The following is a 25,110-nucleotide window of genomic DNA, read 5'->3' as shown; positions in this document are numbered from 1 at the left end:
CGCTACGCCGCAGGTCCGACAGGTGGTGGAGGTGCGGCGGATTCGCGGCGCGGGCTTGCGCGGGGGCCGCGCCGCGGACGGCTCAGCGCTCGAGGCGCGGGGCGGCGGCGAGCAGGCGGCGCGTGTACTCCTCCTGCGGTGCGGCGAGGAGCGACGCGGCCGGCCCCGCCTCGACGATCCGGCCCTCGCGCATCACCGCGATGCGATCGCTCATGTGCGCGATCACGCCGAGGTCGTGCGAGATGAGGAGGAGGGCGAGGCCGTGACGGCGCTGCAGGTCGTCGAGCAGGTCGAGGATCTGCGCCTGCACCGACACGTCGAGGGCCGAGACGGGCTCGTCGCAGATCAGCACGTCGGGGCGCGTCGCCAGGGCCCGGGCGATCGAGACGCGCTGGCGCTGACCGCCGGAGAGGGTCCGCGGCGAGCGCCGCTCCAGGGCGGGGTCGAGCCCCACGCTCTCGAGCAGCGCGGGCACGGAGGCGGCGCCGGCGTCGCGGAGGAGGCGGCCGACGCTCCAGCGCGGGTCGAACGAGGAGAGGCTGTCCTGGTAGACGGCGCCGATCCGCGGGCGGCGGGGACGGCGGGAGCGCTCGGTCGCTGCCGACCACGGCTCGCCGAACAGCTCGACGGCGCCCGCGTCCGGACGCCGCAGCGCCAGCACGAGCCGGGCCACCGTGCTCTTGCCCGACCCGGACTCGCCGACGAGCCCGACGGTCTCGCCGCGCCGCAGCCGGAGGTCGACGTCGTCGACCGCGACCCTCACTCCTCCGCCGGGCAGCGGGAAGCGGGCGGCGAGTCCGCGGGCCGCGACCACGACCTCGCCGGGAGTCTCGGGCGGGGTCGCCGGTGCGGTCGGGTCGGTGAGCCGGGAGCCGCGCGGGCGCCCGGCGGGGACGGCGGCCACGAGCGCGCGGGCCTCGGGGCTGCGGGGCGCACGCAGCACCTCGGCCGCGGTCCCCTCCTCCACCACGCGGCCGTCGGCCAGCACGAGGATGCGGTCGGCGAGGCCCGCCACCACCGCGAGGTCGTGCGAGACCAGGACGAGCGCCCGGCCGCGCGCCTTCTGCTCGGCGAAGAGCTCGAGCACGCGGGCCTGGACGGTCACGTCGAGCGCGGTGGTCGGCTCGTCGGCGACGAGCAGCGGCGGATCGAGCGCCACGGCCGCCGCGAGGAGGGCGCGCTGGCGGAGCCCGCCGGAGAGATCGCCGGAGCGCTCCCGCATCCGCTCGGCCGGCTCCGGCATGCCGACGCTCGCCAGTGCCTCGACCGTCCGCTGCGCGCGCTCGGCCGCGGGGAGGCGGCCGTGGAGGCGGAGCACGTCGCCGATCTCGCGGCCGATCGGGCGCAGCGGGTCGAGCGAGAGCAGCGCGTCCTGCGGGACGAAGCCGACGGATCCGCCGCGCAGCCGCCGCAGCTCCCGCTCGCCCGCTCCGACCACCTCGGTCCCGCCGACGCGGACGCTCCCGGTCACGGCGCCTCCGCTCAGCCCCAGCAGCGCTCGCGCGGTGACGCTCTTGCCCGACCCGGACTCGCCGACGATCGCGACGCACTCCCCCGACTCCACGCGGAACGAGACGCCGTGCACCACCTCGACTCCGTCGAAGGCGACCCGGAGCCCCTCGACGACGACCGCGCTCACCGCGCACCCCGCAGACGCCCGCCGAGGACCGTCGTCGCGATCGTGGTCAGCACGATCGCCAGCCCCGGGAACACGGTCAGCCACCACGCGCTCGCGAGGTAGGTGCGGCCCGCCGAGAGCATCGCGCCCCACTCCGGCGCGGGCGGCTCGGCGCCCAGGCCCAGGTAGCTGAGGGCCGAGGCCCAGACGATCGCCTGGCCGACGCCGAGGGTCGCCAGCACGGCGAGCGGCCCGAAGGTGTTGGGGAGGACGTGCCGGACGAGGATGCGGACGGGTCCGTGCCCCAGCACGCGCGCCGCCTCGACGTAGCCGGAGTCGCGGATGCCGAGCAGCTGCGTGCGCAGGATGCGGGCGTACCCCGGCGCGGTCGAGAGGCCGACCGCGATGGTGGCGGGGACGACTCCGGGACCCGTGACCACGATCACGAGCAGCGCGAGCAGGAGTGCGGGGAAGGCGAAGAGCACCTCGAGCACGCGGCCGATCACGCCGTCGACGACGCGGCCGCCGAAAGCCGCGACCACCCCGAGCACCGCGCCGAGGACGAGGCCGATCGCGGTGGCGCTGGCGCCGATCAGGAGGGACGCGCCGGCCCCCGCGATGAGGCGGCTGAGGACGTCGCGACCGGACTCGTCAGTGCCGAGCAGGTGCGCGGCACCCGGTGGGGTGAAGGCGTCGCGCGGGGCGACGGCGAGCGGATCGGAGGGGGCGAGCAGCCCGGGCGCCACGGCGGCGAGCAGGAGCAGCACGACGAAGACCGCGGCCAGCACCTCGCCGGCGCGGAGGCGGGAGGCACCCCGGCGGAGCGGGCGGGCGGCGCGCAGCTCGAGCTCGCTCACGCGACCGCCTCCCGCCGGGCCAGCCGCGGGTCGATCACGCGGGTCAGCAGATCGGTGGCGAGCGTCACGACGATGTACGCCAGCGCCGTGACCAGAACGACACCCGTCACGACCGGCACGTCACGGACGGTCACCGCCGCGAGCAGAGTCCGGCCGAGCCCCGGCCTCGCGAAGATCGTCTCGACCACCACGGCCCCGCCGATCAGGTAGCCGAACGCCCAGCCCGAGAGCGAGACCCCCGGCAGCACCGCGTGGCGCAGGGCGTGGCGGGCGCGGACGCCGAGCTCGCCCTCGCCGCGCGCCCGAGCGGCGAGCACGAACGGCGACTCCAGCGCGTCGAGGAGGGAGCGGCGCATCACCTGGCCGAGGAAGCCCGCCAGCGGGATCGCGAGGGTGAGCGTCGGCAGCACCAGCCCGGCGGGCGACCCGGTGCTGACCGGGGGCAGCCAGCGCAGCGCGGTCGCGAAGACGGCGATCAGCACGGTCGCCAGCCAGAAGTGCGGGAGCGCGGCCGCCGTGAGCTCGAGGCCGGACCCGACCGCGGCGGCGAGGCGGCCGCCCCGGGTCGACCAGAGGGCGGTCGCGAGCGCCAGGATCCATGCGGCGGTGAGCGCGAGCACGGCGAGCAGGAGGGTGCCGGGCAGCTGCTCGCCGAGGATCTGCGCGACGGGAGTGCGCAGGGAGTAGGAGGTGCCGAGGTCGCCGCGCGCGAGCCTGCCGAGCTGCACCAGGTACTGCACGAGGAGCGGCTGGTCGAGGCCGTACTGCTCCCGCACCGCGGCGAGCGCCTCGGGCGACGCCTGCGAGCCCGGACCGCCGAGGATCGCCTGCGCCGGATCGCCGGGGACGAGGCGGATGAGGACGAAGACGGCGGTCGCGACGGCCCACAGCACCGCGAGGGCGCCGCCGAGGCGGAGGAGCACGCGGCGGATCATGCGGGCGGGCGTCCTCTCTGGTCGGGGCGATGGAGGGGCGGGGCTTCGTCGAGGTCCGCTCCCTCCGGAGCACGGGGACTCGACGCGCGACAGACGGCGGCTACTCGACCAGCATGGGGGACGGACCCCTGCTGATCGAGCAGCCCGCGGAGCGGGCGTCTCGAGCTCCGCCCATCCCGATCCCGGGGTCTCGGTGCGCCGCCGCGGCGACTACTCGACCGGCGTGCGTCCGCTCTTCGATCGGTGCAGGCGGCTCTCCGGGGCCGGGTCAGACCCAGGCGTCGGCGAACCAGGGGGTCGACACGGTGTCGAGGGCGACGAGGCCCTGGACGGCCGACCGGTGCAGGTAGTGGTTCTGCTGGTCGTAGAGCGGCAGGATCCAGTAGCCCTCGAGGACGATCCGCTGGGCCTGCTCGTACAGGTCGGCGCGGGCGTCCTCGTCGGTGGTGGCGCTCGCCTGCTCGAGCAGCGAGTCGAGCGCGGGGTCGGCGATCTGCGCGTGGTTGGCGAAGTAGCCGCTCGGCGCGGGGGTGATGCCCGAGGAGGAGTAGAGGATCCGCAGCACGTCGGGTCCGACCTTCGTGTACGGGGCGCTCACCAGCTCGTACTCGTTCGACGCGAGCGCGGTGTACCAGCTCGACAGGTCGAGCAGGCTGATCCGCACGTCGAAGCCGAGGGTCTTCGCCGAGGCCTGGATCTGCTCGAACAGCGACTGCTCGGCCGGGATCGACTGGTTGGTGCTGACGGGGAATCGCAGCGTCAGCGGCGTGCCGTCCTTCTCGCGGATGCCGTCGCCGTCCGAGTCCACCCAGCCGGCCTTCTCGAGCAGGTCCTCGGCGGCGGCCGTCTCGGAGTCGGACCCGGCGTCCTCGAAGAGCGACGGGTCGGAGTACGCGGTCGCCTCGCGGCTGGACAGCGGGGAGTAGGAGCGCTCGGCGGTGCCGAAGAAGAGGGAGTCGATCGCGTCGTTCACGCCGACGCCGCGGACGAAGGCCTCGCGAACGGACTCGTCGTCGAACGGCGCCTGCCCGGAGTTGAGCTCGAGGCGGTTGACCGAGCCGGGCCGGGGCGCGTCGAGCTCGACGAGGTCGGTGGCTCCGGTCGCGGCCTTCAGAGTGTCGGGCTGGGCGTTGTCGAGCACGTCGACCTCGCCCGACTGCAGCGCCGCGTAGCGGGTGGCGGAGTCGGGGATGAAGCGCCAGGTGATGCTCGCCAGGTGCGCGGGGCCCTCGTGGCCGTCCCCGGTCGGGCCGGTCGACGCGTCGTAGGCCTCGTTGCGGGTGAGGGTCACGTGGTCCTGCTTGACCCACTCCGAGACGGTGAAGGGGCCGGTGCCGACGGGCGCCTCGCAGTTGGCCTCCTCGCCGCGGGCGATGCCGGCGGGCGACTCGATCGCGGTCCACGGCTGCGCGAGCGACTCGAGCAGCGCGCTGTCCGGCGCGGTCAGGGTGAAGCGGGCCACGGTCGGCGAGACCGCGGTGACGGAGGCGACCTTCGCCACGGCGAGGTAGCCGGTGGAGGACTTGGTCGCCGGGTCCTGCAGGTGCGCGATGTTCGCGGCGACCGCCTCCGCATCGAGGGCGGTGCCGTCGGTGAAGGTCGCGCCCTCGCGCAGGGTGAAGTCGTAGCTGAGCGCGTCGTCCGAGACGGTCCACGACTCGGCCAGCCACGGCGTGATGGTGCCGTCGGCGTCGCGCGAGACGAGCGACTCGAGCACCTGCGTCGCGAGGAGCGCCTGCGGGTAGTTGCCGCCGACGTGCGGGTCGAGGCAGGTGGGCTCGGCGTCGCCGGACGCGTAGGTGAGGGTCCCGCCGTCGACGGGGGTGCTGGAGGCGTCGGGCGTCTCGGCGGTGCAGCCGCTGAGCAGGAGCGCGGCGGCCGCGACGGCGGCGGGGAGGGCGAGGAGGCGGGAGCGCAGCGGCATGACGTCTTTCGTGGAGGGGTCGGGGGTGCACGCGTTTCTTGGACGCGACCCAGGAAACGCTAGCAGGGCGTGGAGGCGGCGGGCGGGGATCGCTCGGATCCGTGGAGGAGCGCCCGGATCCCGCGCTGGGGAGGGACGAATCGCGCTGGCGGAGATCCCCGACGCGCCTGTCGGTGGGGATCGGCCTCCGCTCTCCTACTGTCGACGCATGACCTCCGCCGTACTCGCCCTCCTGTTCGGCTCCGCCGTCGCCCTCGTGGGCCTCGTTCCCTGGGCCGCCCTGCAGTACCGGCGCCGCGGCGTCCTCGGGATCGGCAACGCGGTGCTGGCCTTCGCCGCCGTGGTCTACGCGCTCGCCCTCGTCACCTACACGCTCCTCCCCCTGCCCGACGAGGCGACGGTCGCCGCCGCCTGCCGCACCGGATCGGGTCCGCAGCTGCGCCTGTTCGCCTTCGTCGGGGACATCGCGAAGGAGGGCGGGATCGACGGGCCCCGCGCGCTGCTGACGAACCCCGCGTCCGCGCAGGTGCTCCTGAACGTGGTCTTCTTCGTCCCCCTCGGGATGCTCGTCCGCCACCTCGCTCTGCGCGGGCGCCTCGTCGCCGGGCTGATCGGCGGCACCGTCGTCGGCTTCGCCGTCTCGCTCCTCATCGAGGTCACGCAGCTCACGGGCGACTGGTTCCTCTACCCGTGCGCCTACCGGCTCTTCGACGTCGACGACCTGCTGGCCAACACGGCCGGCGCCCTGCTCGGCACCCTCCTCTCCCCCGTCCTCCTCCTCTTCACCCGCCGGACCGAGGGCGCGGTGCAGGAGCTGGCCCGCCCGGTCACGATCCGCCGCCGCGCCTTCGGCATGTTCTGCGACGTGCTCGCGCTGAGCCTCATCACGGGCGCGCTCGTCTCGATCACCGGGGTCGGCCTCGTGCTCGCGGGGGTGGACACGCGCTCGAGCCCCGGGGACGTGGTTCTCGGAGCCCTGCCGTTCGTCGCTCCGCTGCTCCAGCTGGTGATCGTGCTGCGGTCCGGACGGACCCTCGGCGAGACGGTGGTGCGCCTGCGTCCCGAGCCGCGACCGCTCCTCTGGCAGCGGCTCGTGCGCTGGGCGGCGGGATCGGGCGGCTGGTCGACCCTGCTCGCCGTCGAGGGCGGGTTCTGGTCGCTGCTCGCCTTCATCCTCGCGGCGGCCGCGATGATCGGCCTGGTCGCGACGCGGGGCCGCCGGGGGACGGCGAACGCGCTGGCTCGCCTCGACGTCGTGGACGAGCGGGCGGAGGCGCCGTCCGCCATACGGAAGACGGACTGAGAGGAGCCTGCCGGACGCCTGGGCCGGCCGGTGGTCAGACCGCCGCGCGGAGCCCCTCGACCAGGTCGTGCTGCGCCTCGCGGCCGGCCCGCGTGGGCACGAGCGGGTACACGTGGACCTGCCCGACGGCCTCGTGGAGCTCGAACGGGACCGCGGCGGCCGCCGCCCGCTCGGCCAGCACATGGGCGTCCGGATTGAGGACGTCCCGCGTGCCGGTGAAGACGGTGAGGGGGCCGAGGCCCGCCAGGTCGCCGAACAGCGGGCTGACCACGGGATCGAGCAGGTCGAGGGCGCCGCGCCAGCTCTCGGCGAGGACGCGACCGCCCGGGGTGCCGAGCCAGGGATCGGTCGGCTGCACCTCGGGGATCCGCGGGTTGCTCCAGGAGAGGTCGAGCGCGGGCGAGACGAGGGTCGTGCGCGGCAGGACCACCCCCTCGTCGCGCAGGGCGAGGGCCGTCGAGAGGGCGATCTGGCCGCCCGCAGAGTCGCCGGCGAGGCAGGTCGCCCCGTGCCCTCAAGACTCCGCAGCACCAGGGCGCGGACACCGTCGCGCGCCTCGAGCGCCGTGCCGAAGGGCACGAGCGGGTAGATCGGGAGGGTCACCGCGACGGAGGCCTCGTCGGCGATGCGGGCGGCGAGCCACCAGTGCTGGGGCGCGATCTCGTTCACCCAGCCGCCGCCGTGGACGTAGACGACGCCGCCGCGGATCACCCGCGGGCGGATCGTGTAGACCGGCCAGGAGCCGACCTGCTCCACGTCGACGCGCACGCCGGGCCGGAGGCGGGGCGGCGGTCCGAAGGAGGCGGGACGGAGCGCGCGCTCCCGGATGCGGCGACGGGCTCCCTCCGCGCTGACGAAGGTGCGGTTCGCACGGGCGAGCCGGAGCGCGAGCGGGACGAGGGCATCGGGGACGACGCGCGGCATCGCCCGAGCATCGCGCACCCCGGTGCGCAGCGGCTGGGCGGTGACGGACTGCGCGGCTGCGGACTCTGCGACAACGGACTCGGCAGCCACCGACGCGGCAGCCACGGACTCCGCCGCCGATCCGCGGAGGTCGGAGGACGCGGCGCGGGCTCTGCGGACGGAGCGTCGGCACCCGCGGACGCAGCATCGGAGACCGCAATCGACGCCCGGGCACCCCGCGCACAGCACGACGGCCCGGCCCGTGGAGGGAGCCGGGCCGGGGCCGCCGGTCAGCGTGGTGCCTGCACGCCCGCGGAGCGCGGGTCGGCAGCGACCTCGCTGTCGCCGTGCGCTGCGGGTCAGCGGCGCGCGGCGGAGCGGCCGGCGAAGCGGGTGTAGACGAGCAGGACGATGATCGCTCCGATGATCGAGCCGATGATGCCGGCGGGCTGGAAGAAGCCGTCCATCGGGTCGTGCTGGAAGATCAGGAACCCGAGGAAGCCGCCGACGAACGAGCCGACGATGCCGAGCACGATGGTCATGCCGATGCTGATGCTCTGCTTCCCGGGGACGATGAGCCGGGCCAGCGCTCCTGCGATGAGTCCGACGACGATGAGGCTGATGATGAGACCGAGCATGGCGGTCGTCCTTCCGTTGTGCGGGCGGGGGCCCGCTGGTCGGTTCCGCGGTTGCGGGACCGGTGGCTACGCAACCACCCCGGAGGAGGCGGCGGTACACCCCTGGGGGTGTGCTCGCCCCGACGAGCCGTGCGGTAGCGTCCGACCATGACCCGCCGCGCGCCCCTCACCGTCGCGCTCGTCGACGACTACGACGTCGTCCTCACGGGCCTCGCGCACATGTTCGACCACTACCGCGACCGGGTGGTCGTCGCCGAGATCGACGCGAACGCCTCCCTCTCCGACCGGATCGACGTCGTCCTCTACGACTCGTTCGCCCAGCCGGAGTCGGACCACCACGAGATCGCGGAGCTCGTGCGCAACGAGCGGGCCGAGCACGTGGTCGTCTACACCTGGAACTTCGCGCCGACGCTCATCGCGGACGCCCTCGAGCAGGGCGTCCACGGCTACCTCTCCAAGACCCTGCCGGCGCGGGAGCTGGTGGCCGCGCTCGAGCGGGTGGCGGCGGGCGAGGTCGTCGTCAGCGATCCTCCGCGGCGGGCGGGCAGCGCACCGGGCCTCGACTGGCCGGGCCGCCACGAGGGCATCACCGACCGGGAGTCGGAGATCCTCGCGCTCATCACGCAGGGCAAGAGCAACGCCGACGTCGCCGCGCTCACCTACCTCAGCCCCAACACGGTGAAGTCCTACATCCGCAGCGTCTACGGCAAGATCGGCGCGACCAGCCGCACGCAGGCCGTCCTCTGGGGCGTCGACCACGGCTTCACCCCCGACCATCACCGCATCGACCACTGGCTCGGCGGCCCCTGACCCGCGCCCGCGGGACGCCGCTCCGGTACGCGACCCGCCGACGAACGCGCACCCGGGAGGCGTCTCGCGGGAGGGGGCGGGGGCGCACGCACCGCTACGGTGTGGCCATGCCCCTCGACCGCGCGCCGACCATCCGCGACGTCGCGGTGCGGGCCGGAGTGTCGTACCAGACGGTCTCGCGCGTGCTCAACGACAGCCCCCAGCTGCGGCCGCGCACCCGGGAGCGCGTGCTCGCCGCGATCGAGGACCTCGGCTTCCGCCCCAGCGCCGCCGCCCGCGCCCTGGCGACGAGCCGCTCCGGCCTGATCGGGATCCTCGCCGCCGAGAGCCACAGCTTCTACGGCACCGCCACCGCGATGGCCGCGATCGAGCAGGCGGCGCGCGACGCGGGCTACCGGGTCCCGGTCGTGAACGCGGCGCCGGACGCGGAGTCGCTGGCCGACGGCCTCGCCCACCTGCAGCGGGAGTCGGTGGAGGCGATCGTGGTCCTCGCCCCGCAGGAGCGCGCGCTGGAGGCGATCGAGAGCCTCGCGATCGGCGTCCCCTCGGTGACGCTCGGCGCGACGGACCGCGGCGCCGACTCCCTGCTCCTCGTCGACCAGGCGGCCGGAGCACGACTGGCGACCGAGCACCTCGTCGGCCTCGGCCACACCCGCATCGCGCACCTCGCCGGTCCGCAGCACTGGGTGGAGGCGCAGGCGCGGCTCGAGGGCTTCGGCGCCGGGATGAGCGCGGCCGGCCTCGACCCCGTCGCCGTCGTGGAGGGCGACTGGAGCGCCGAGTCCGGCTACCGCGCCGGCCTCCGCCTCCTCGGAGCCGCGCTTCTGCCGACCGCGGTGTTCGCCGGCAACGACCAGATGGCCCTCGGGCTCCTGCACGCCTGCACCGAGCGGGGACTGCGCGTGCCCGAGGACCTCAGCGTCGTCGGCTTCGACGACGTGCCCGAGGCGGCGCACTACCAGCCGCCGCTGACCACCATCCGCCAGGACTTCGCGGAGGTCGGCCGCCGCACGATCGGGGTCGTGCTCGCGGAGCTGCGCGGCGAGGAGCCCGCCGTCGACCGCCCGGTGCCGCCGGTGCTGGTGGAGCGGGCGTCGACGGCGGCGCCGCCGAGCTGACGCCGCGGCTGCTCACCGGGCCGGGACGAACGAGGGCGCCGCACCCGGTCGGATTGCGGCGCCCTCGTGGGACGGGACGGCGTCAGCCGCGGCCCTGCACCTTGTAGGGGTTGAGCAGCGCGTCCTTGATCTCGTCCGGCACGCCCTCCTCGGTCGCGCTCGGGCCGTCGGCCGGGGGGAACGACTCCGTCATCGACATCGGCATGGCGCTGTTGCGGTAGAAGTTGTTCGAGCCGAGCGAGGGCTTCCAGGTGTTCGGCGTCCAGTCCGGCACGTAGTTGCGGTAGCCGCCCGTGTTCATCTCGATGCGGAGCGTGGACGGGTCGCGGAAGTAGAGGAAGTTCTGCTCGCCGATGCCGTGGATCGAGGGGCCGTACTCCATCGGCACGCCGTTCTCCATCAGGATGTCGGCGGCCTGGAGGAGGTCCTCGCGCTGGTCGACCCAGAAGGCGTAGTGGTTGACGCGGCCGGGGCGCGAGGAGCCGTCCAGGACGACGCCGAGGTCGTGCGACTTCTCGTTGGTGGTCAGCACCGAGAAGACCGAGATCGGCGCCTCGTCGAGCACGGTGCGCGCCATGATGCGGAAGCCGAGCACGTCGTTGTACCACTTCGCGAAGCCGTCGACGTCGCGCGAGGCGATCGTGACGTGGTCGAGCTGGCGGGGCGCGCCGAGGTGGCGGCTGCGGCGCGAGGGGCGGTCGGGGTAGATCGAGCCGGCGTCGCCCTCGGCGTGGAAGTGCTCGACGTCCCAGTGCAGCGTCATCGAGTGGCCGTAGGGGCCGGTGAAGCGGTAGGCGCGGCCGATGCCGGCGCCCTCGAACCACTCGCCCGCGGAGCCGGCCTCCTCGATGCGGCGCGCCGCTTCCTCGAGGGCCTCGGCGCTGGAGGTTCGCCACGCCATGGTCTCGAGCGAGGGCTCGTCGCCGGCGACGATCACGACGCTGTAGCGGTAGTAGTCGCCCCAGCAGCGGAGGTAGACGGCGCCGTCGGTGCGGTCGACGACGGTGAGGCCGACCTGCTCCTCATAGAAGCGCACGCTCGCCTCGACGTCGGGGGCGGTGATGGTCACGAACGAGAGGTGGGAGAGCAGCTTGATCATCGTTGATCCTTTCCGGGGACTCGGGCGGCCTCGGCGTGCCGCGCTCCCCACTCTCGCGACGCCGGAGGTATCCGGGAACCTGCACTTGCCTATCGTCGGCATCAGCTCGGGTGATGCCCTCGGTCATCGATCCCGTGGATGCGCCGCATCGGGGAATCGATCTGGCGGATCACCCCGAGCGGGGTCAGAGTGAGGGAGCGGTGACGACGCCGCTGGACCGGAAGGACCGTCACTGATGACGCTGCGACCCGAGGACGCTCTCGTCCGATTCGGACTGGTGCGCTTCCGCACCCCTGACGGCCCCGCGCTGGGCGTCCTCTCGGAGGGACGCGTGCACCGCGTCGACCTCTCCGCCCTGGGCGTCGCGGACGCGAACGAGGTCTTCGCCCGCTGGGCCGAGCTCGAGCAGGCGGTCCGCGCGATCCCCGGCGGCTCGGAGGGCGTCGCCCTCGACGAGGTCGAGCTCCTCGCCCCCGTGGCTCCGCGCCAGCTGCTGCAGACCGGCGCCAACTACCGCACCCACGTCATCGGGCTGGTCGTCGGCCACCGCTCGCCCGACGATCCCCGTCCCGTGGAGCAGGTCCGCGCCGAGGCCGCTGCGATGATGGACGCCCGCGCCGCGCACGGCGAGCCCTACTTCTTCATCGGGCTGCCGCAGACCGTGGTCGCCGCCGACTCCGACCTGGTGCTGCCCGCCGCGAGCGAGCGCCACGACTGGGAGCTCGAGCTCGCCGTGATCATCGGCACGGAGGCGTTCCACGTCTCCCCCGAGGACGCCATGGACCACGTCTGGGGCTACACGATCGTGAACGACGTGAGCACCCGCGACCTGATCTTCCGCAAGGACATGCCCGAGATCGGCACCGACTGGTTCCGCGCGAAGAACTCGCCCGGCTTCAATCCGACCGGCCCGTTCGCCGTGCCCGCCTCTGAGTTCGCGGACGCCCCCTTCGAGCTGCGGCTCGACCTCAACGGCGAGACGATGCAGGACGCCGACACGAGCGACCTCCTCTTCGACATCCCGCGGCTGATCTCGGCCGCCTCGCAGACGATCCCCCTCCTCCCCGGCGACCTGCTGCTCACGGGCAGCCCGGCCGGCAACGGCCAGGCGCGCGGGATCTTCCTCAAGGCCGGCGACCGCCTCGAGGGCTCGGTGACCGGTCTCGGCACGCAGCGCTTCACCTGCGTGGCGGAGCAGCCCCGATGACGACCCCGCCGACCCGCGACCCGGCGGATCTCGACCGCAGCGACCCCGCCGAGGAGGTCCGCCGCTCCGCCGAGGCCCACCGCAACTGGGGCCGCTGGGGCGAGGACGACCGCGTCGGCACCGCGAACCTCATCACCGACGAGCGCCGCCTGGCCGCGGCCCGCCTCGTCACTCGCGGCGCGGCGTTCAGCCTCTCGCAGCGCTTCGACTCCGAGGGACCGCAGAACGGCTGGCGCCGCCGCACGAACCCCGTGCACACGATGCTCGACACGGGCCTGGACGCCGAGTTCGGCGACCAGGGCTTCCCGCACGGCATCGGCGGAGCGGACGACGTGGTCGCCATGCCGCTCCAGGCCTCCACCCAGTGGGACGGCCTCGGCCACATCTTCGACCGCGGGAAGGCCTGGAACGGCCGCGCCGCCGGCCGGGTCGTCACGAGCGAGGGCGACGCAGTGACCGGGATCGAGCACGTGAGCGCCCTGCTCAACGGCCGCGGCGTGCTCCTCGACGTCGGCAGCGCGATCGGCGAGGGCGGCGAGCTGCCCGACGGCTACGCGATCACCGTCGCCGACCTCGAGCGCACGATCGCCGCGCAGGGAGCGAGCTCCCGCGTCGGCGAGGGCGACCTGCTGCTCGTCCGCACCGGACGCCTCGCCCGCGCCAGGCGCGAGGGCTGGAACGGGTACGCGGGCGGCCCGAGCGCCGGCCTCTCCTTCACCACCGCGGGCTGGCTGCGCGAGCGCGACGTCGCGGCGGTCGCCACCGACACCTGGGGCTTCGAGGTCCGCCCGAACGAGTTCGACGAGGCCTTCCAGCCGCTGCACCAGGTCGCCATCCCGAACATGGGCCTCACCATCGGCGAGATGTGGGACCTCGACGCACTCGCGGCCGACTGCCGCGCGGATGGAGTCTGGGAGTTCCTCCTCGTCGCCGCCCCGATCCCGTTCACGGGCGCCGTCGGAGCCCCGGTCAACCCGATCGCCCTGAAGTAGCCCCACCTCCCCGGCGCTCGTCGCCTCCGCACCACCACTCTGAAGGAGCCGGTCATGCCAGCACTCTCCTCCGTCGGCATCGTCGGGGCCGGCTTCGCCGGTCTCGCCGCCGCGATCCTCCTGCGCGAGGGAGGGGTCGACGTCGACCTCCTCGACTCGCGCGACGGCCTCTCCGACACCGGGTCGGGCATCACGATCCAGGGCAACGCCTGCCGCACCCTCGCCCGGCTGGGCGTCTGGGACGAGGTGCTCGAGCGCTCCTACCCGGCCGACGTGCTGGGCCTACGCGCACCCGATCCGCAGGCCACGGTGGTCGCGCTGATCCCGGACGCGAAGACCGGCGGCCCGGAATTCCCCGCGACGATCGGGATGTACCGCCCCGAGCTGGCGCGGATCCTGCTCGCGCGGGCCGAGGAGCTCGGCGCCCGCGTCCGGTGGTCGACCCGCGTGGACGCGCTCGACGACCACGGCGACGCCGTCACCCTCCACTCCACCGTCGGCGGGGAGCGCGTCAGCGACCGCTACGACCTCGTGATCGGCGCCGACGGCCTGCACTCCGCGGTCCGCTCGATGATCGGCATCGAGACGACCCCGCAGCGCAACGGCATGGGCATCTGGCGCGCCTTCGTGCCGCGCCCCGCCGAGGTCACCCACACCGACCTCGTGTACGGCGGCCCCTGCTACATCGCCGGCTACTGCCCGACGAGCGAGGACCGGATGTACGCCTACCTCGTCGAGGACGCGCAGGAGCGCCAGCTGCTCTCCGCGGAGGAGCAGGTCGCGACGATGAAGGAGCTCGCCCGGGCGTACCACGGGCCCTGGGACGAGGTGCGCGAGAGCATCGACGACAGCTCCCGGGTCAACTACACCTGGTTCACCAGCCACCTCATCGACGGGCCGTGGAACCGCGGCCGCGTCGTGGTCATCGGCGACGCCGCCCACTCCTGCCCGCCCACCGTCGCCCAGGGCGCCGCGATGGCCCTCGAGGACGCCCTGGTGCTCTCGGAGCTGCTGCTCGCCGCGGACACCGTCGACGAGTCGGTCTTCCAGGCCTTCACCGCCCGCCGCCTCGACCGCGCCCGCCAGGTCGTCGAGGCCTCGGTGCAGCTGTGCGACTGGCTCTTCGCGCACGACCGCGGAGCCGACGTCCCCGGGCTGATGCGCCGCGTCGCCGCCGTCGTGGGGCAGCCGGCATGAGCGTCGTCGACGTCCACGCGCACGTCCTGCTCCCCGGTCTCCAGGCCGCGGTCGCCGCGCGCGACCCCGAGGGCATCGCCGCCGCGCAGGCGCTCGACGCGCGCCGCCAGGGACCGGAGTCGCTCGCCGTCTCCGGCGGCATGATCCGCTCCCGCTTCGACCGTCTCACCGTGCTCGAGCGCCGCCTCGCCGACATGGACGAGGCCGGAGTCGACGTGCAGGTCGTCTCCCCGTCTCCCTCCCACTACTACCCCTGGGCGGACGCGGCGCTGGCCGACTGGTCGGCGCGGGAGGCGAACCGCCTCGTGGCCGAGCTGGTCGCGCAGGCGCCCACCCGGCTCCGCGGCCTCGGGCTGGTCGCCGCGCAGCACCCGGAGCTCTGCGTCGACCTGCTGGACGACGCGCTCGGACGCGGGCTCGCCGGCGTCGAGATCTCCTCCACCGCGAACGGCGTCGAGGTCTCGGATCCGCGGCTCGACCCGTTCTGGGCCCGCGCGTCCGAGACGGGCGCCGTGCTGTTCCTGCACCCCTTCGGCTGCACCCTCGACGAGCGGATCGACGAGCACTACCTCTCGAACATCGTCGGCCAGCCCGCCGAGAACGCGATCGCGCTGTCGCACCTGATCTTCGGAGGCGTCCTCGACCGGTTCCCGGACCTGCGGATCGTCGCGGCCCACGCGGGCGGCTACCTCCCCACCTCGATCGGCCGGAGCGACCACGGCTGGCGCGTGCGCCCCGAGGCCCGCTCGTGCGAGCACCCGCCGTCCAGCTACCTGCGCCGCCTCTGGTTCGACTCGCTGACCCACTCGCCCTCGCAGCTGCGCGCCCTCGTCGAGGTCGCCGGAGCCGACCGGGTGCTGCTCGGATCGGACTACCCGTTCGACATGGGCGTCGAGGACCCGGTCGGGGCGGCGCGGGAAGCGCTCGACTCGCCGACGCTCGAGGCGGTGCTCGGCGGGAACGCGGAGGCGCTGCTCTCCGGTCCCGCGGTGCCGCGATGAGGCTCGCGCGCTGGATCGGGTCCGACGGCGCTTCCGCCGAGGGGCTCGTCGTCGACGACCGCGTGATCGCCTTCGCGGACGGGCTCACCGTGCTCGACGTCGTCCGCGGCGGTCTCCCGGAGGCGCTGCGCCGCGGCGCCGCGCTGGTCTCCGGCGACGGCGAGCCGCTGTCGGCCGTGCGCCTGCGGACTCCGCTGGACCCGCCGAGCGTCCGCGACTTCGTGGCCTTCGAGGAGCACGTGGAGGGCGTCGTCCGGAGCATCGACTCCTCCGAGGGCGTGGTCCCCGAGTGGTACGAGGCGCCGACCTTCTACTTCACCAACCCGCACACCCTGCTCGCGACCGGCGAGGAGCTCGTGCCGCCCGCCTCCGAGCGCCTCGACTTCGAGCTCGAGGTCGCGGCCGTCATCGGGGGCACCGGGCCGTCGCGCTCGCTCGACGCAGCCGCCGCGAACGAGCGGATCTTCGGCTACGCGGTCTTCAACGACTGGTCGGCCCGCGACGTCCAGGCCCGCGAGATGAAGGTGCGCCTGGGGCCCTGCAAGGGCAAGGACTTCGGCAGCACGCTCGGCCCGTGGATCACGACCGCCGACGAGGTGGCGGAGCGGCACGACGCGGAGGGGTTCCTCGATCTGACGATGACCGTCTCGGTCAACGGCGTCGAGATCGGCCGCGACACGCTCGCCGACATGGGCTGGCCGTTCGCCGAGCTGGTCGCCTACGCGTCCCGCGACTCGCGGCTCGCGGCGGGAGACGTGCTCGGCTCGGGCACGGCGGGCACTGGCTGCCTGGCGGAGCTGTGGGGCCGGGCGGGAACGCCGACGCCGCCTCCGCTCCGCGAGGGCGACGAGGTGACGATGACCGTGGACCGGCTCGGGACGATCACGACCGTGGTCGGAGCGGCTCAGCCGGTGCCGCCGCTGGTGCGGGCCCGGCGCCGACCGGGGTCCCCCGCGGCCCGGGCGCGCTCCGCGGGCTGATCCGCGCAGGGTTCCGGAGGCGTCAGCGGGGCCGGTTGGCAACATTACCGAAGCCAGCCGCGCTGGTAATGTCATCGGCGGTGACCCGACGCGACCGCGGATCGGGCGGGACGTCCGTCACTCCTCCTCGAGCACCCGCCCGTGCCGGCGGAACTGCTGCCGCATCCACTGGTGGCCCGGGTCGTCGGTGTGCATCGGGTGCCACCACAGCGCTCCCGAGAGCCGGAGCGCCTCGAAGGGCAGCGGCAGCACGCGCAGGTCGCCGGACGCGAGCATCCGGTCGGCCAGCCGCTTCTGCACGATCCCGATCCGGTCCGTTCCGACGATGAAATAGGGCAGCGCCAGGAACCCCTCGACCACGACGTCGACCCGCGGCTCGATGCCGATCGTCTCGAGCTGGCGGGACGCGGCGGTGAAGGCGCTGCGGGTCTTGTAGGTGAACACCCACGGCAGCCGGTGCAGGTCCTCCAGGGTCAGCGCGTCGCCGACGGAGTCGTTGCCCGCCCAGACCACGGCGAGCCAGTCGTCCTCGTAGAGGTCCATCGAGGGCAGGTCGCTCGCGAAGCCGCGCGGCAGGAGCATGCCGTCGACGTTGCGGAGGGTGTTCATCGGGTCCTCGACGATGGCCGGGTTGTGCAGGGCGAAGCGGAAGCGCACGTGCGGAGCGGTCTCGCGCACGGCGAGCGAGACGCGGCTGCCGACGATCGCGAAGGCGTAGTCGGAGCCGTAGAGGCTGAACTCCCGCGGCGAGGTGGCCGGATCGAACAGTGCGGCGGTGGAGAAGACCGCGCGGGTCGCCTCCAGTGCCGAGCTCGTCTGATCGATCAGCCGGATCGCGAGCGGAGTCAGCCGGTAGGTGTTGCCCACCCGGGTGAGGATCTCGTCGTCGAAGTGGATCCGCAGGCGGGCGAGCGAGGCGCTGACCGCGGGCTGGCTCAGCCCGAGGCTGCGGGCCGCCCGGGTGACGCTGCGCTCCGCGAGGAGGGCGTCGAGGACGACGAGGAGGTTCATGTCGGGCCGCGGGCTCATCCGGCCGGTGCTCACGCGGTCGACCGCCCTGTCGTGCGGTCGCGCGGAGCGGGTGCTGTCCGGCTCATGTCCGGCTCCTCTCGCGGACGCGTCGGCGCGCCCCCCTCACGGTAGCGCCTGGCCCGGCAGGCTCCTCCGGGGCCGCCGGCCCGATCGGCGCCGACGCTGCGTATCCGGCCCGCCACTCGAGCGCATCCACGGGGACGAAGCGCGGCATCACCGATCGCGTCTTCGCAGGCGCGATCCGCGCGGCGAGGATGAGGGCAGCCCTGCTCGACCGGAGGATCGCCGATGATCACCACGCCCACCCGCCGCGCCGTCGTCGTCGGCTACGCCCGGACCCCGTTCGCGCGGTACCTCGGCCGCTTCGCCTCCCTTCCCGCCACGGAGCTCGGCGCCCACGCCGTCGCCGCGGCCCTCTCGCGCTCGGGCGTCTCGCCCGACGACGTCGAGATCGTGCTGATGGGCCAGGTGCTGCAGGCCGGCGCCGGCCAGAACCCGGCGCGGCAGACCGCCCGGGGTGCGGGCGTCCCGCTGCACGTCCCGGCCCTGACGCTGAACGCCGTCTGCCTCTCGGGGGCGGAGGCGGTCGCCGACGCGGCGCGCCGCATCGTCCTCGGCGAGGTCGACGTCGCGGTCGCCGGGGGCCAGGAGTCGATGTCGCTCGCCCCGCACGTCTGGCCGGGCTCTCGCCGCGGCCGCCGCTTCGGCGAGGTGGCGATGCTGGACACGATGGAGGTCGACGGCCTGAGCGACGCGTTCGAGCGCCGCTCGATGGGAGCGTCGACCGAGGAGGAGAACGGACGGCTCGGCCTCGGCCGCGCCGAGCAGGACGCCTTCGCCGCCTCCTCGCACGCCCGGGCGGCGGCCGCGGCCGACGTGCTGGCCGAGGAGATCGCTCCGCTCACCACGCAGGGCCGCGACGGAGCGCTCGTGTCGGCGGACGACGGCGTGCGCCCCGACAGCACGGTCGAGACGCTCGGCGCCCTCCGCCCCGCGTTCGCCGCCGACGGCACGATCACGGCGGGCAACTCCTCGCAGATCACCGACGGCGCCGCCGCCCTCGTGCTGATGGAGGAGTCGGAGGCGCGACGCCGCGGCCTCGTCCCGCTCGCCCGCGTGGAGGCGGCCGCGACGGTCGCCGGCCCCGGGCTCACCCTGCACTCGCAGCCCTCCGCGGCGATCCTCCGCGCCCTCGAGCGGACGCCGTGGAGCGTCGCGGACCTCGCCGCGGTCGAGATCAACGAGGCCTTCGCCGCGGTGGCCGTGCAGTCGACCGCCGACCTCGGCGTGGACCCCGCCCTGGTGAACCCGCACGGCGGCGCGATCGCCCTCGGACACCCCATCGGCGCGTCCGGCGCCCGGATCGTCGGCCACCTCGCCCGCCGGCTCGCTGCGCTCGGACCCGGCTCGATCGGCGCCGCGGGCATCTGCGGCGGCGGCGGCCAGGGCTCCGCGCTCGTCCTCTCGGCCGTGGACTGAGCCCGTGACCGCGCCGGTGTCGGTGGCGTCGAGGCTGCTGTCCATCCTCGACGTGTTCGCCGAGCCCGGGGCGCGGGCCTCGCTCAGCCTCTCGGAGATCGCCCAGCGGACGGGCCTGCCGCTGTCGACCGTGCACCGGATGCTCGCCGAGCTCGTGGAGTGGGGCGGGCTCGCGCGCCGCGACGACGGCCGCTACACGCTGGGCCTGCGCCTGTGGGAGCTCGGGACCCGGGTCCCCGCGACCCGGTCCCTCCGCGCGATCGCCCTGCCGTTCCTCGAGGACCTGTACGAGGCCACCCACCAGCACGTCCACCTCGCCGTGCTCGACGGCGCCGAGGCGCTCTACATCGAGAAGCTGTCGGCGCACCGCGCGGTGCCCGTCGTCTCGAGCGTCGGGGCGCGCCTGCCCCTGCACGCGACCGGAGTCGGACTGGTGCTGCTCGCGCACGCCCCGGCCGAGGACCTCGAGGAGTACGTCGCCCGCGACCTCCCGCGCTTCCTCCCGCGCACGGTGACCTCGCCCGACGCGCTGCGCCGGCGGCTGGCCGAGATCCGGCACTGCGGCGTCGCGCTCTCCTCCGAGGAGATGACGGCGGGGACGAGCTCGGTGGCTGCTCCCATCCGCGACCGCGCCTCCCGCGTCGTCGCCGCACTCTCGGTGGTCACGGGCTCGGAGCCGCGGCCGGACGACCTCCTCGAGCGCGAGGTGCGCGCCGCTGCGGCCGGAGTGAGCCGGGCGCTCGGCTACCGGCGCTCGGTGGTCGCGTGAGCGCGTCCGGCGAGGCTCCTCCCCAGGCGGGCTCGACCCCGTTCCTTCCACTGGATGGAAACCCCGCTCCCCGCGGCCGGTCCCGCCCCGAGCATCGTGGTGTCCCTGTCACCGTCGCGAGGAACCCCGTGCCCACTCCCACCACACGTGTCGCCGTCATCGGCGCCGGGCCCGCGGGCCTGCTGCTCAGCTGGGCGCTCCGTCGCGCCGGCATCGACTCCGTCGTCCTCGAGAACCGCTCGCGCGACTACGTCCTCTCGCGCATCCGCGCCGGCGTGCTCGAGCAGAGCTCGGTCGACGTGCTCACCGGTCTCGGCCTCGGCGAGCGCCTGGCGCGCGAGGGGATGCAGCACAGCGGCATCTACCTCCAGGGCCCGGACGCGCAGGGCGTCAGCCGGCGCCACCACGTCGACTTCGACGAGCTGATCGGCCGGACCGTCACGGTCTACGGCCAGCAGGAGGTGGTCAAGGACCTCGTCGCCGCGCACGAGGCCGAGGGCTCGGACGTCCGCTACGGCGTCTCCGACGTGGCGCTGCACGACCTCGAGAGTGATCGGCCGTCTGTGACCTTCACGCACGACGGCGAGGAGCACCGGCTCGAGGCGGCGTACATCGTGGGGGCCGACGGCTTCCACGGGATCAGCCGACCCAGCATCCCGGCGGCCGAGCGCGCCGAGCTCGACCGCGCCTACCCCTACGCCTGGCTCGGCGTCCTCGCCGACGTCGCGCCGTCGACCGACGAGCTCATCTACGCGCTGCACCCCGACGGCTTCGCCATGCACTCGATGCGCAGCCCCTCGGTCTCGCGCCTCTACCTCCAGGTCGACCCCGACGACGACATCGCGGCCTGGCCGGACGAGCGCATCTGGGCGGCGCTGCAGGAGCGCCTGGGCGTCGAGGGCTGGACCCTGCAGGAGGGGCCGATCACCGAGAAGTCGATCACTCCGATGCGGAGCTTCGTCTCGTCCCGGCTCGCCCACGGCCGCCTGTTCCTCGTCGGGGACGCGGGCCACATCGTCCCGCCGACCGGAGCCAAGGGTCTGAACTCGGCCATCGCCGACGTCGTCCTGCTCGTGCGCGGCCTCATCGCGGCCGACGGGGGCGACGAGACGCTGCTGGAGGGCTACGAGGCGGCCGCCCTCGCCCGCCAGTGGCGGGTCCAGCAGTTCTCGGTATGGATGACCGAGCTGCTGCACCGGCCGACCCTCGAGGCGAGCGGCGAGTTCGACTTCCGCGCGCAGCTCGGGCGCCTCGACTACGTGATCGGCTCGGTGCACGCCCAGCGCTCGCTCGCGGAGCAGTACACGGGATTGCCGCTGTGAGCGCGCCGGAGCCGCTCGGCCAGGCCGCCGTCTCGGCCGAGATCGCCGCGATCGAGCAGGAGGCGCGCGACCGCGTCCGCTCCGGCGCCGCCGCCGAGCTGCACCCCCGCCGCGACTACCCGCCGTACCGGAGCACCGCCCTCCGGCACCCGACGCACGAGCTGGTGCGCGCCGATCCGGAGGAGATCGAGCTCACCTCGCCGGCGTTCGGCCACACCGACGTCGACGAGTACGAGAGCGACCTGACGATCCAGCACACGGGCGAGCCCCTCGGCGAGCGGATCACCGTGTCGGGCCGTGTGCTCGACGGCGACGGGCGGCCGGTGGCCGGGCAGCTCGTCGAGCTCTGGCAGGCGAACGCCTCGGGCCGCTACGTGCACAAGCGCGACCAGCACCCGGCGCCGCTCGACCCGAACTTCACCGGGGTCGGCAGGCTCATCACCGGGCCGGACGGCGGCTACCGCTTCACGACGATCAAGCCGGGCGCCTACCCGTGGCGCAACCACCGGAACGCCTGGCGGCCCGCGCACATCCACTTCTCCTTCTTCGGCACAGCGTTCACGCAGCGCCTGATCACGCAGATGTACTTCCCCGGCGATCCGCTCTTCCCGCTCGACCCGATCCTGCAGTCGATCACCGACCCGGCGGCGCGCGAGCGGCTCGTCGGCGCCTACGACCACGAGGCGAGCACGCCCGAGTCCTCGCTCGGCTACCGCTGGGACGTCGTGCTCACCGGGGCGCGGTCGACCCCCCTCGAAGCGGAGGACGACGATGCCTGAGCTCGCACCCACGCCGTCGCAGACGGTCGGCCCCTTCTTCGGCTACGCGCTGCCCTACGACGGCGGGCCGGAGCTCGTCGCGGCGACGCACCCCGGAGCGATCCGCCTGCGCGGCACGATCACCGACGGCGCGGGCGAGCCCGTCCCCGACGCGGTCGTCGAGATCTGGCAGCGCGACGCGGAGGGCCGCATCCCCCGCGAGCGCGGCAGCCTCCTGCGCGACGGGATCGCCTTCACGGGATTCGGCCGCACGGCCACCACCCGCGCCGGCGAGTACGCCTTCACCACGCTGCGACCCGGGGCAGCGGAGGGAGGCGCGTCCTTCGTCGTCGTCATCGTCTTCGCCCGCGGCGTCACCCACCACCTCGGGACCCGCGCCTACTTCGCGGGCGAGGACACGCTGCTCCGCTCGCTCGACCCGGCCCGCCGGCGCACCCTGCTCGTCGTCGAGGAGGGCGCGGCGACCGGTCTGCCCGTCGTGCGGTTCGACATCCGGCTGCAGGGCGAGGGCGAGACCGTCTTCCTCGACCTCTCGGGCGGACTCGATGACTGAGCGGCGGAGCCTCGTCGACCCGCTGGCCTCGCCCGCGATCCGCGAGCTGACCGGCGACGAGGCGCTGCTCGGCGCGATGATCGACGCCGAGATCGCCCTCGCGGCCGCTCTCCGGCAGGAGGGAGTGGTCGACGCCGACCTCTCTCCGCACGCCGAGGAGATCCGCTCCGCAGTGCTGGCGCAGCTCGACGCCGTCGCCGAGGAGGCCCGAGCGGGCGGCAACCCGGTCATCCCCCTCGTGCCGCGCCTCCGCGCCGCCGCCGAGGCGGCCTCCCCCGGCTCCGGCGCCGCGCTCCACCTGGGCGCGACCAGCCAGGACGTCGTCGACACGGCCGTGATGGTCCGCGCCGCGGCCGTCCTCGAGCGGATCGACGAGGAGCTCGTCCGGCTGGGCGACGCTCTGGCGGCGCTCGCCGACCGGCACCGGGCGACGCCGATGGTCGGCCGGACGCTCGGTCAGCACGCCGCCCCCACCGTCTTCGGAGCCGTCTCCGCCGAGCGCCTCGGCGCGGTCACCGCCGCCCTCGCCGCCGTCCGGCGCACCCGGACCGCCCTGCCCGCGCAGCTCGGCGGAGCGGTCGGGACCCTCGCGGCGCTCGTGGCGGTCGTCGGCGAGCGCACCTCCCCCGCCGACGCCGTCGAGCGGACCCTCCGCGTGGTCGCCGGATACGCCGACCGCCTCGGACTCCGCGCACCGGCCGCCGTCTGGCACACCGACCGCAGCCCCGTCGTCGAGCTGGCCTCCGCACTCGGGCTCGCCGCCGGAGCCGCGGGCGCCGTGGCCCTCGACGTCACCCTGCTCGCCCGCACCGAGACCGCCGAGCTCGGCGAGAGCCTCGGAGCGGGCGAGGGCGGCTCCTCGGCCATGCCGCACAAGCGCAACCCGATCGGCGCCGTCCTGGTCGTCGCTGCCGCTCGCCAGGCCCCCGGGCTCGTCGGCTCGCTCTTCGCGGCGCTCGCCGCCGAGGACCAGCGGCCGAGCGGCGCGTGGCACGCCGAGTGGCGTCCGCTGCAGCAGCTCCAGGAGGCGGCGCTCGGCGCGGTCACGGGCGCCGCTGATCTGGTCGCCTCGCTCGAGGTGCGCGCCGACGCCATGCGCGAGCACCTCGTCTCCGGCGACGGCTCCGTGTTCAGCGAGGACGTCGCGACGCTGCTCGGCGAGCACCTCGGGCGGGCGGAGGCGTTCGCCCTGCTCGGACGGGCCTCGCGGGAGAGCGCCGCGACCGGCCGCCCGCTCCGCGTCGTCGTCTCGGGCCTGCTCGGCCCGGACGAGGCCCTCCAGGAGCGCGTCGCCCGGGCCTTCGAGCCCTCCTCCTCGCCGGGCGTCACCGGCGCCTGGATCGACGCGGCGATCGCCCGCTTCGCCACGGTCCGCGACTCCGCGGCCGCCCCCGAGGGAGAGACCGCACCATGACCGTCCCCGTGCTCTCCGGCCTGACCACGGCCACCACATCCCTCCGCAGCGACGCGCCCCTGCTCGTGCTCGGCCCCTCGCTGGGCACGACCACCCGGCTCTGGGAGGGGGCGCTCCCCGAGCTCGCCCGCTCGTTCCGGATCCTCCGCTTCGACCTCCCCGGCCACGGCCGGAGCCCCGCCGCGACCGCGCCGTTCTCGATCGCCGAGCTGGCGGAGGCGGTCCTCGGCCTCGTCGACGCGGCCGGCGGCGGCGCCTTCCACTACGCGGGCATCTCGCTCGGCGGCGCGATCGGCCTCGGGCTCACGGTCGACGCCCCCGAGCGGCTCGCCTCCGTCACCGCGATCTGCTCGGCGCCGCGCATCGGAACACCCGACGGCTGGGCGGACCGGGCCGGGACAGCGCGACGGAGCGGCACCGCTTCCCTGGTGACGCTCAGCGCCGAGCGCTGGTTCGCGCCCGCGTTCGTCCGGTCCTCCCCGGACACCGTCGGCGCCGCTCTGGGCGAGCTGGTGGACGTCGACGACGAGTCGTACGCCCTCTGCTGCGAGGCCCTCGCCCACCCGTCGGGCCTCGCCGCCGCCCGCGACGTGCTCCTGGTGGCCGGCGGGCTAGACGCAGCCCTGCCGCTCGCGAGCATCCGGGAGCAGGCCGAGGCGATGCCCGGCGCTCGCGTCGAGGTGCTCGACGGCGTCGGCCACCTCCCCGGCTACGAGGCGCCCGAGCGGCTGGCGGCGATCGTCTCCCGCCGCGCCTCCCTCGGCGGCACGACCCGGCGGGCGGTGCTCGGCGACGCGCACGTCGACGCGGCCGCCGCCCGCATCACTCCCGAGACCGCCGACTTCCAGGAGTTCCTCACCCGGTACGCCTGGGGCGAGGTCTGGACGAGGCCCGGGCTCGGCCGCCGCGAGCGCAGCATGATCACGCTCGCCGCGCTGGTCTCCCTCCGCACCGAGGACGAGATCCCGATGCACCTGCGCGGAGCCCTCCGCAACGGCGTCACCCGCGCCGAGATCGCGGAGGTGCTGCTGCACACCGCGCTCTACGCGGGACTGCCGGCCGCCAACGCCGCGTTCGCGCGGCTCCGGGCGGTCCTGGCCGACCTCGACGCCGACGGAGGACCGGACGAGCCGGCCGCCGCCACGACCACCGACGACGAAGCAGAGGACCGACGATGACG

General features: G+C 74.7%; 23 protein-coding genes. 15 read left to right on the top strand and 8 right to left on the bottom strand.

Annotation, left to right across the window (positions count from 1 at the left end; translation table 11 throughout):
* Nucleotides 1-82: 82 nt before the first annotated feature.
* The 4 genes from C5C10_RS00800 to C5C10_RS00785 form a co-directional block, all read right to left on the bottom strand.
* Nucleotides 83-1,639: an ABC transporter ATP-binding protein gene (locus C5C10_RS00800; RefSeq protein ID WP_104328264.1), complete on the bottom strand. Its 1,557-nt coding sequence runs from the start codon at nt 1,637-1,639 to the stop codon at nt 83-85.
* Nucleotides 1,636-2,475 carry an ABC transporter permease gene (locus tag C5C10_RS00795; RefSeq protein WP_104255502.1) on the bottom strand — a complete coding sequence of 280 codons (840 nt, stop codon included), beginning with the start codon at nt 2,473-2,475 and terminating at the stop codon, nt 1,636-1,638. The genes C5C10_RS00800 and C5C10_RS00795 overlap by 4 nt, the downstream gene beginning before the upstream one ends.
* On the bottom strand, nt 2,472-3,410 hold the full coding sequence (locus tag C5C10_RS00790; protein ID WP_104328263.1) for an ABC transporter permease: 939 nt from the start codon (nt 3,408-3,410) through the stop codon (nt 2,472-2,474). The genes C5C10_RS00795 and C5C10_RS00790 overlap by 4 nt, the downstream gene beginning before the upstream one ends.
* Before the next feature lie 268 nt (nt 3,411-3,678).
* Nucleotides 3,679-5,334 carry an ABC transporter substrate-binding protein gene (locus C5C10_RS00785; protein ID WP_104226049.1) on the bottom strand — a complete coding sequence of 552 codons (1,656 nt, stop codon included), beginning with the start codon at nt 5,332-5,334 and terminating at the stop codon, nt 3,679-3,681.
* A 208-nt stretch (nt 5,335-5,542) separates the two neighbouring features.
* Between C5C10_RS00785 and C5C10_RS00780 the strand changes: the two genes are divergently transcribed.
* Complete coding sequence (locus C5C10_RS00780; RefSeq protein WP_181073350.1) at nt 5,543-6,637, top strand: VanZ family protein; 1,095 nt, start codon at nt 5,543-5,545, stop codon at nt 6,635-6,637.
* Between the two features lie 34 nt (nt 6,638-6,671).
* On the opposite strand, the gene C5C10_RS18025 is transcribed toward C5C10_RS00780, so the two are convergent.
* Together C5C10_RS18025 and C5C10_RS00770 are read right to left on the bottom strand one after the other, a co-directional pair.
* Entirely contained in the window at nt 6,672-7,082 is a 411-nt protein-coding gene (locus C5C10_RS18025) for an alpha/beta hydrolase fold domain-containing protein (RefSeq protein WP_258060331.1), read from the bottom strand.
* An 817-nt stretch (nt 7,083-7,899) separates the two neighbouring features.
* Complete coding sequence (locus tag C5C10_RS00770) at nt 7,900-8,178, bottom strand: GlsB/YeaQ/YmgE family stress response membrane protein (protein WP_104225042.1); 279 nt, start codon at nt 8,176-8,178, stop codon at nt 7,900-7,902.
* A 147-nt stretch (nt 8,179-8,325) separates the two neighbouring features.
* Between C5C10_RS00770 and C5C10_RS00765 the strand changes: the two genes are divergently transcribed.
* Entirely contained in the window at nt 8,326-8,988 is a 663-nt protein-coding gene (locus tag C5C10_RS00765; RefSeq protein WP_104225041.1) for a response regulator transcription factor, read from the top strand.
* A 107-nt stretch (nt 8,989-9,095) separates the two neighbouring features.
* The gene (locus tag C5C10_RS00760) at nt 9,096-10,106 is read left to right on the top strand and encodes a LacI family DNA-binding transcriptional regulator (RefSeq protein WP_104282541.1); all 1,011 of its coding nucleotides are present in this window, start codon (nt 9,096-9,098) and stop codon (nt 10,104-10,106) included.
* Between the two features lie 82 nt (nt 10,107-10,188).
* On the opposite strand, the gene C5C10_RS00755 is transcribed toward C5C10_RS00760, so the two are convergent.
* Nucleotides 10,189-11,205, bottom strand: coding sequence for a VOC family protein (locus C5C10_RS00755; RefSeq protein WP_104328261.1), 1,017 nt, complete (start codon nt 11,203-11,205; stop codon nt 10,189-10,191).
* 235 nt (nt 11,206-11,440) lie between these two features.
* Here C5C10_RS00755 and C5C10_RS00750 point away from each other — a divergent pair, with 235 nt between their 5' ends.
* From C5C10_RS00750 to C5C10_RS00730, 5 genes are read left to right on the top strand one after another with little or no spacing between them, the layout of a single operon-like run.
* Nucleotides 11,441-12,412 carry a fumarylacetoacetate hydrolase family protein gene (locus tag C5C10_RS00750; RefSeq protein WP_104328260.1) on the top strand — a complete coding sequence of 324 codons (972 nt, stop codon included), beginning with the start codon at nt 11,441-11,443 and terminating at the stop codon, nt 12,410-12,412.
* Entirely contained in the window at nt 12,409-13,404 is a 996-nt protein-coding gene (locus C5C10_RS00745; RefSeq protein WP_104328259.1) for a cyclase family protein, read from the top strand. The genes C5C10_RS00750 and C5C10_RS00745 overlap by 4 nt, the downstream gene beginning before the upstream one ends.
* Before the next feature lie 54 nt (nt 13,405-13,458).
* Complete coding sequence (locus tag C5C10_RS00740) at nt 13,459-14,601, top strand: FAD-dependent monooxygenase (RefSeq protein ID WP_104328258.1); 1,143 nt, start codon at nt 13,459-13,461, stop codon at nt 14,599-14,601.
* On the top strand, nt 14,598-15,602 hold the full coding sequence (locus C5C10_RS00735) for an amidohydrolase family protein (RefSeq protein WP_104328257.1): 1,005 nt from the start codon (nt 14,598-14,600) through the stop codon (nt 15,600-15,602). The genes C5C10_RS00740 and C5C10_RS00735 overlap by 4 nt, the downstream gene beginning before the upstream one ends.
* Nucleotides 15,599-16,582: a fumarylacetoacetate hydrolase family protein gene (locus tag C5C10_RS00730; RefSeq protein WP_104328256.1), complete on the top strand. Its 984-nt coding sequence runs from the start codon at nt 15,599-15,601 to the stop codon at nt 16,580-16,582. The genes C5C10_RS00735 and C5C10_RS00730 overlap by 4 nt, the downstream gene beginning before the upstream one ends.
* Nucleotides 16,583-16,699: 117 nt before the next feature.
* Here the strand turns inward: C5C10_RS00730 and C5C10_RS00725 are convergent, their stop codons facing one another.
* On the bottom strand, nt 16,700-17,611 hold the full coding sequence (locus C5C10_RS00725) for a LysR family transcriptional regulator (RefSeq protein ID WP_104328300.1): 912 nt from the start codon (nt 17,609-17,611) through the stop codon (nt 16,700-16,702).
* Nucleotides 17,612-17,902: 291 nt separating this feature from the next.
* Between C5C10_RS00725 and C5C10_RS00720 the strand changes: the two genes are divergently transcribed.
* The 7 genes from C5C10_RS00720 to C5C10_RS18110 all read left to right on the top strand — a co-directional run bounded on the left by C5C10_RS00720 (nt 17,903) and on the right by C5C10_RS18110 (nt 25,108).
* On the top strand, nt 17,903-19,093 hold the full coding sequence (locus C5C10_RS00720) for an acetyl-CoA C-acyltransferase (RefSeq protein WP_104328255.1): 1,191 nt from the start codon (nt 17,903-17,905) through the stop codon (nt 19,091-19,093).
* Between the two features lie 4 nt (nt 19,094-19,097).
* Entirely contained in the window at nt 19,098-19,862 is a 765-nt protein-coding gene (locus tag C5C10_RS00715) for an IclR family transcriptional regulator (RefSeq protein WP_104282549.1), read from the top strand.
* A gap of 128 nt (nt 19,863-19,990) precedes the next feature.
* Entirely contained in the window at nt 19,991-21,184 is a 1,194-nt protein-coding gene (locus C5C10_RS00710) for a 4-hydroxybenzoate 3-monooxygenase (protein ID WP_104328254.1), read from the top strand.
* Nucleotides 21,181-21,963, top strand: a complete 783-nt coding sequence (gene pcaH / locus C5C10_RS00705) for a protocatechuate 3,4-dioxygenase subunit beta (protein ID WP_258060324.1) — start codon at nt 21,181-21,183, stop codon at nt 21,961-21,963. The genes C5C10_RS00710 and pcaH overlap by 4 nt, the downstream gene beginning before the upstream one ends.
* Nucleotides 21,956-22,516, top strand: coding sequence for a protocatechuate 3,4-dioxygenase subunit alpha (pcaG, locus tag C5C10_RS00700; RefSeq protein ID WP_104328253.1), 561 nt, complete (start codon nt 21,956-21,958; stop codon nt 22,514-22,516). Before pcaH ends, pcaG begins: the two co-directional genes overlap by 8 nt.
* Nucleotides 22,509-23,930 carry a lyase family protein gene (locus tag C5C10_RS00695; RefSeq protein WP_104328252.1) on the top strand — a complete coding sequence of 474 codons (1,422 nt, stop codon included), beginning with the start codon at nt 22,509-22,511 and terminating at the stop codon, nt 23,928-23,930. Before pcaG ends, C5C10_RS00695 begins: the two co-directional genes overlap by 8 nt.
* Complete coding sequence (locus C5C10_RS18110; protein WP_104328251.1) at nt 23,927-25,108, top strand: alpha/beta fold hydrolase; 1,182 nt, start codon at nt 23,927-23,929, stop codon at nt 25,106-25,108. The genes C5C10_RS00695 and C5C10_RS18110 overlap by 4 nt, the downstream gene beginning before the upstream one ends.
* The last annotated feature ends 2 nt before the right edge of the window (nt 25,109-25,110 follow it).

It is taken from the genome of Rathayibacter sp. AY1A3, from assembly GCF_002930975.1.
Lineage (GTDB): Bacteria > Actinomycetota > Actinomycetes > Actinomycetales > Microbacteriaceae > Rathayibacter.
Note: the sequence above shows the minus strand (reverse complement) of the source record. Positions and strands in the feature narration are given on the sequence as shown.

Coding starts and splice junctions, on each gene's coding strand:
- C5C10_RS00790 (WP_104328263.1), bottom strand. CDS start 3,410: ATGATCCGCCGCGTGCTCCTCCGCCTCGGCGGCGCCCTCGCGGTGCTG.
- C5C10_RS00765 (WP_104225041.1), top strand. CDS start 8,326: ATGACCCGCCGCGCGCCCCTCACCGTCGCGCTCGTCGACGACTACGAC.
- C5C10_RS00735 (WP_104328257.1), top strand. CDS start 14,598: ATGAGCGTCGTCGACGTCCACGCGCACGTCCTGCTCCCCGGTCTCCAG.
- C5C10_RS00720 (WP_104328255.1), top strand. CDS start 17,903: ATGATCACCACGCCCACCCGCCGCGCCGTCGTCGTCGGCTACGCCCGG.
- pcaG (WP_104328253.1), top strand. CDS start 21,956: ATGCCTGAGCTCGCACCCACGCCGTCGCAGACGGTCGGCCCCTTCTTC.
- C5C10_RS00760 (WP_104282541.1), top strand. CDS start 9,096: ATGCCCCTCGACCGCGCGCCGACCATCCGCGACGTCGCGGTGCGGGCC.
- C5C10_RS00730 (WP_104328256.1), top strand. CDS start 15,599: ATGAGGCTCGCGCGCTGGATCGGGTCCGACGGCGCTTCCGCCGAGGGG.
- C5C10_RS18110 (WP_104328251.1), top strand. CDS start 23,927: ATGACCGTCCCCGTGCTCTCCGGCCTGACCACGGCCACCACATCCCTC.
- C5C10_RS00740 (WP_104328258.1), top strand. CDS start 13,459: ATGCCAGCACTCTCCTCCGTCGGCATCGTCGGGGCCGGCTTCGCCGGT.
- C5C10_RS00755 (WP_104328261.1), bottom strand. CDS start 11,205: ATGATCAAGCTGCTCTCCCACCTCTCGTTCGTGACCATCACCGCCCCC.
- C5C10_RS00780 (WP_181073350.1), top strand. CDS start 5,543: ATGACCTCCGCCGTACTCGCCCTCCTGTTCGGCTCCGCCGTCGCCCTC.
- C5C10_RS00725 (WP_104328300.1), bottom strand. CDS start 17,611: ATGAGCCCGCGGCCCGACATGAACCTCCTCGTCGTCCTCGACGCCCTC.
- C5C10_RS00750 (WP_104328260.1), top strand. CDS start 11,441: ATGACGCTGCGACCCGAGGACGCTCTCGTCCGATTCGGACTGGTGCGC.
- C5C10_RS00695 (WP_104328252.1), top strand. CDS start 22,509: ATGACTGAGCGGCGGAGCCTCGTCGACCCGCTGGCCTCGCCCGCGATC.
- C5C10_RS00785 (WP_104226049.1), bottom strand. CDS start 5,334: ATGCCGCTGCGCTCCCGCCTCCTCGCCCTCCCCGCCGCCGTCGCGGCC.
- C5C10_RS00770 (WP_104225042.1), bottom strand. CDS start 8,178: ATGCTCGGTCTCATCATCAGCCTCATCGTCGTCGGACTCATCGCAGGA.
- C5C10_RS00745 (WP_104328259.1), top strand. CDS start 12,409: ATGACGACCCCGCCGACCCGCGACCCGGCGGATCTCGACCGCAGCGAC.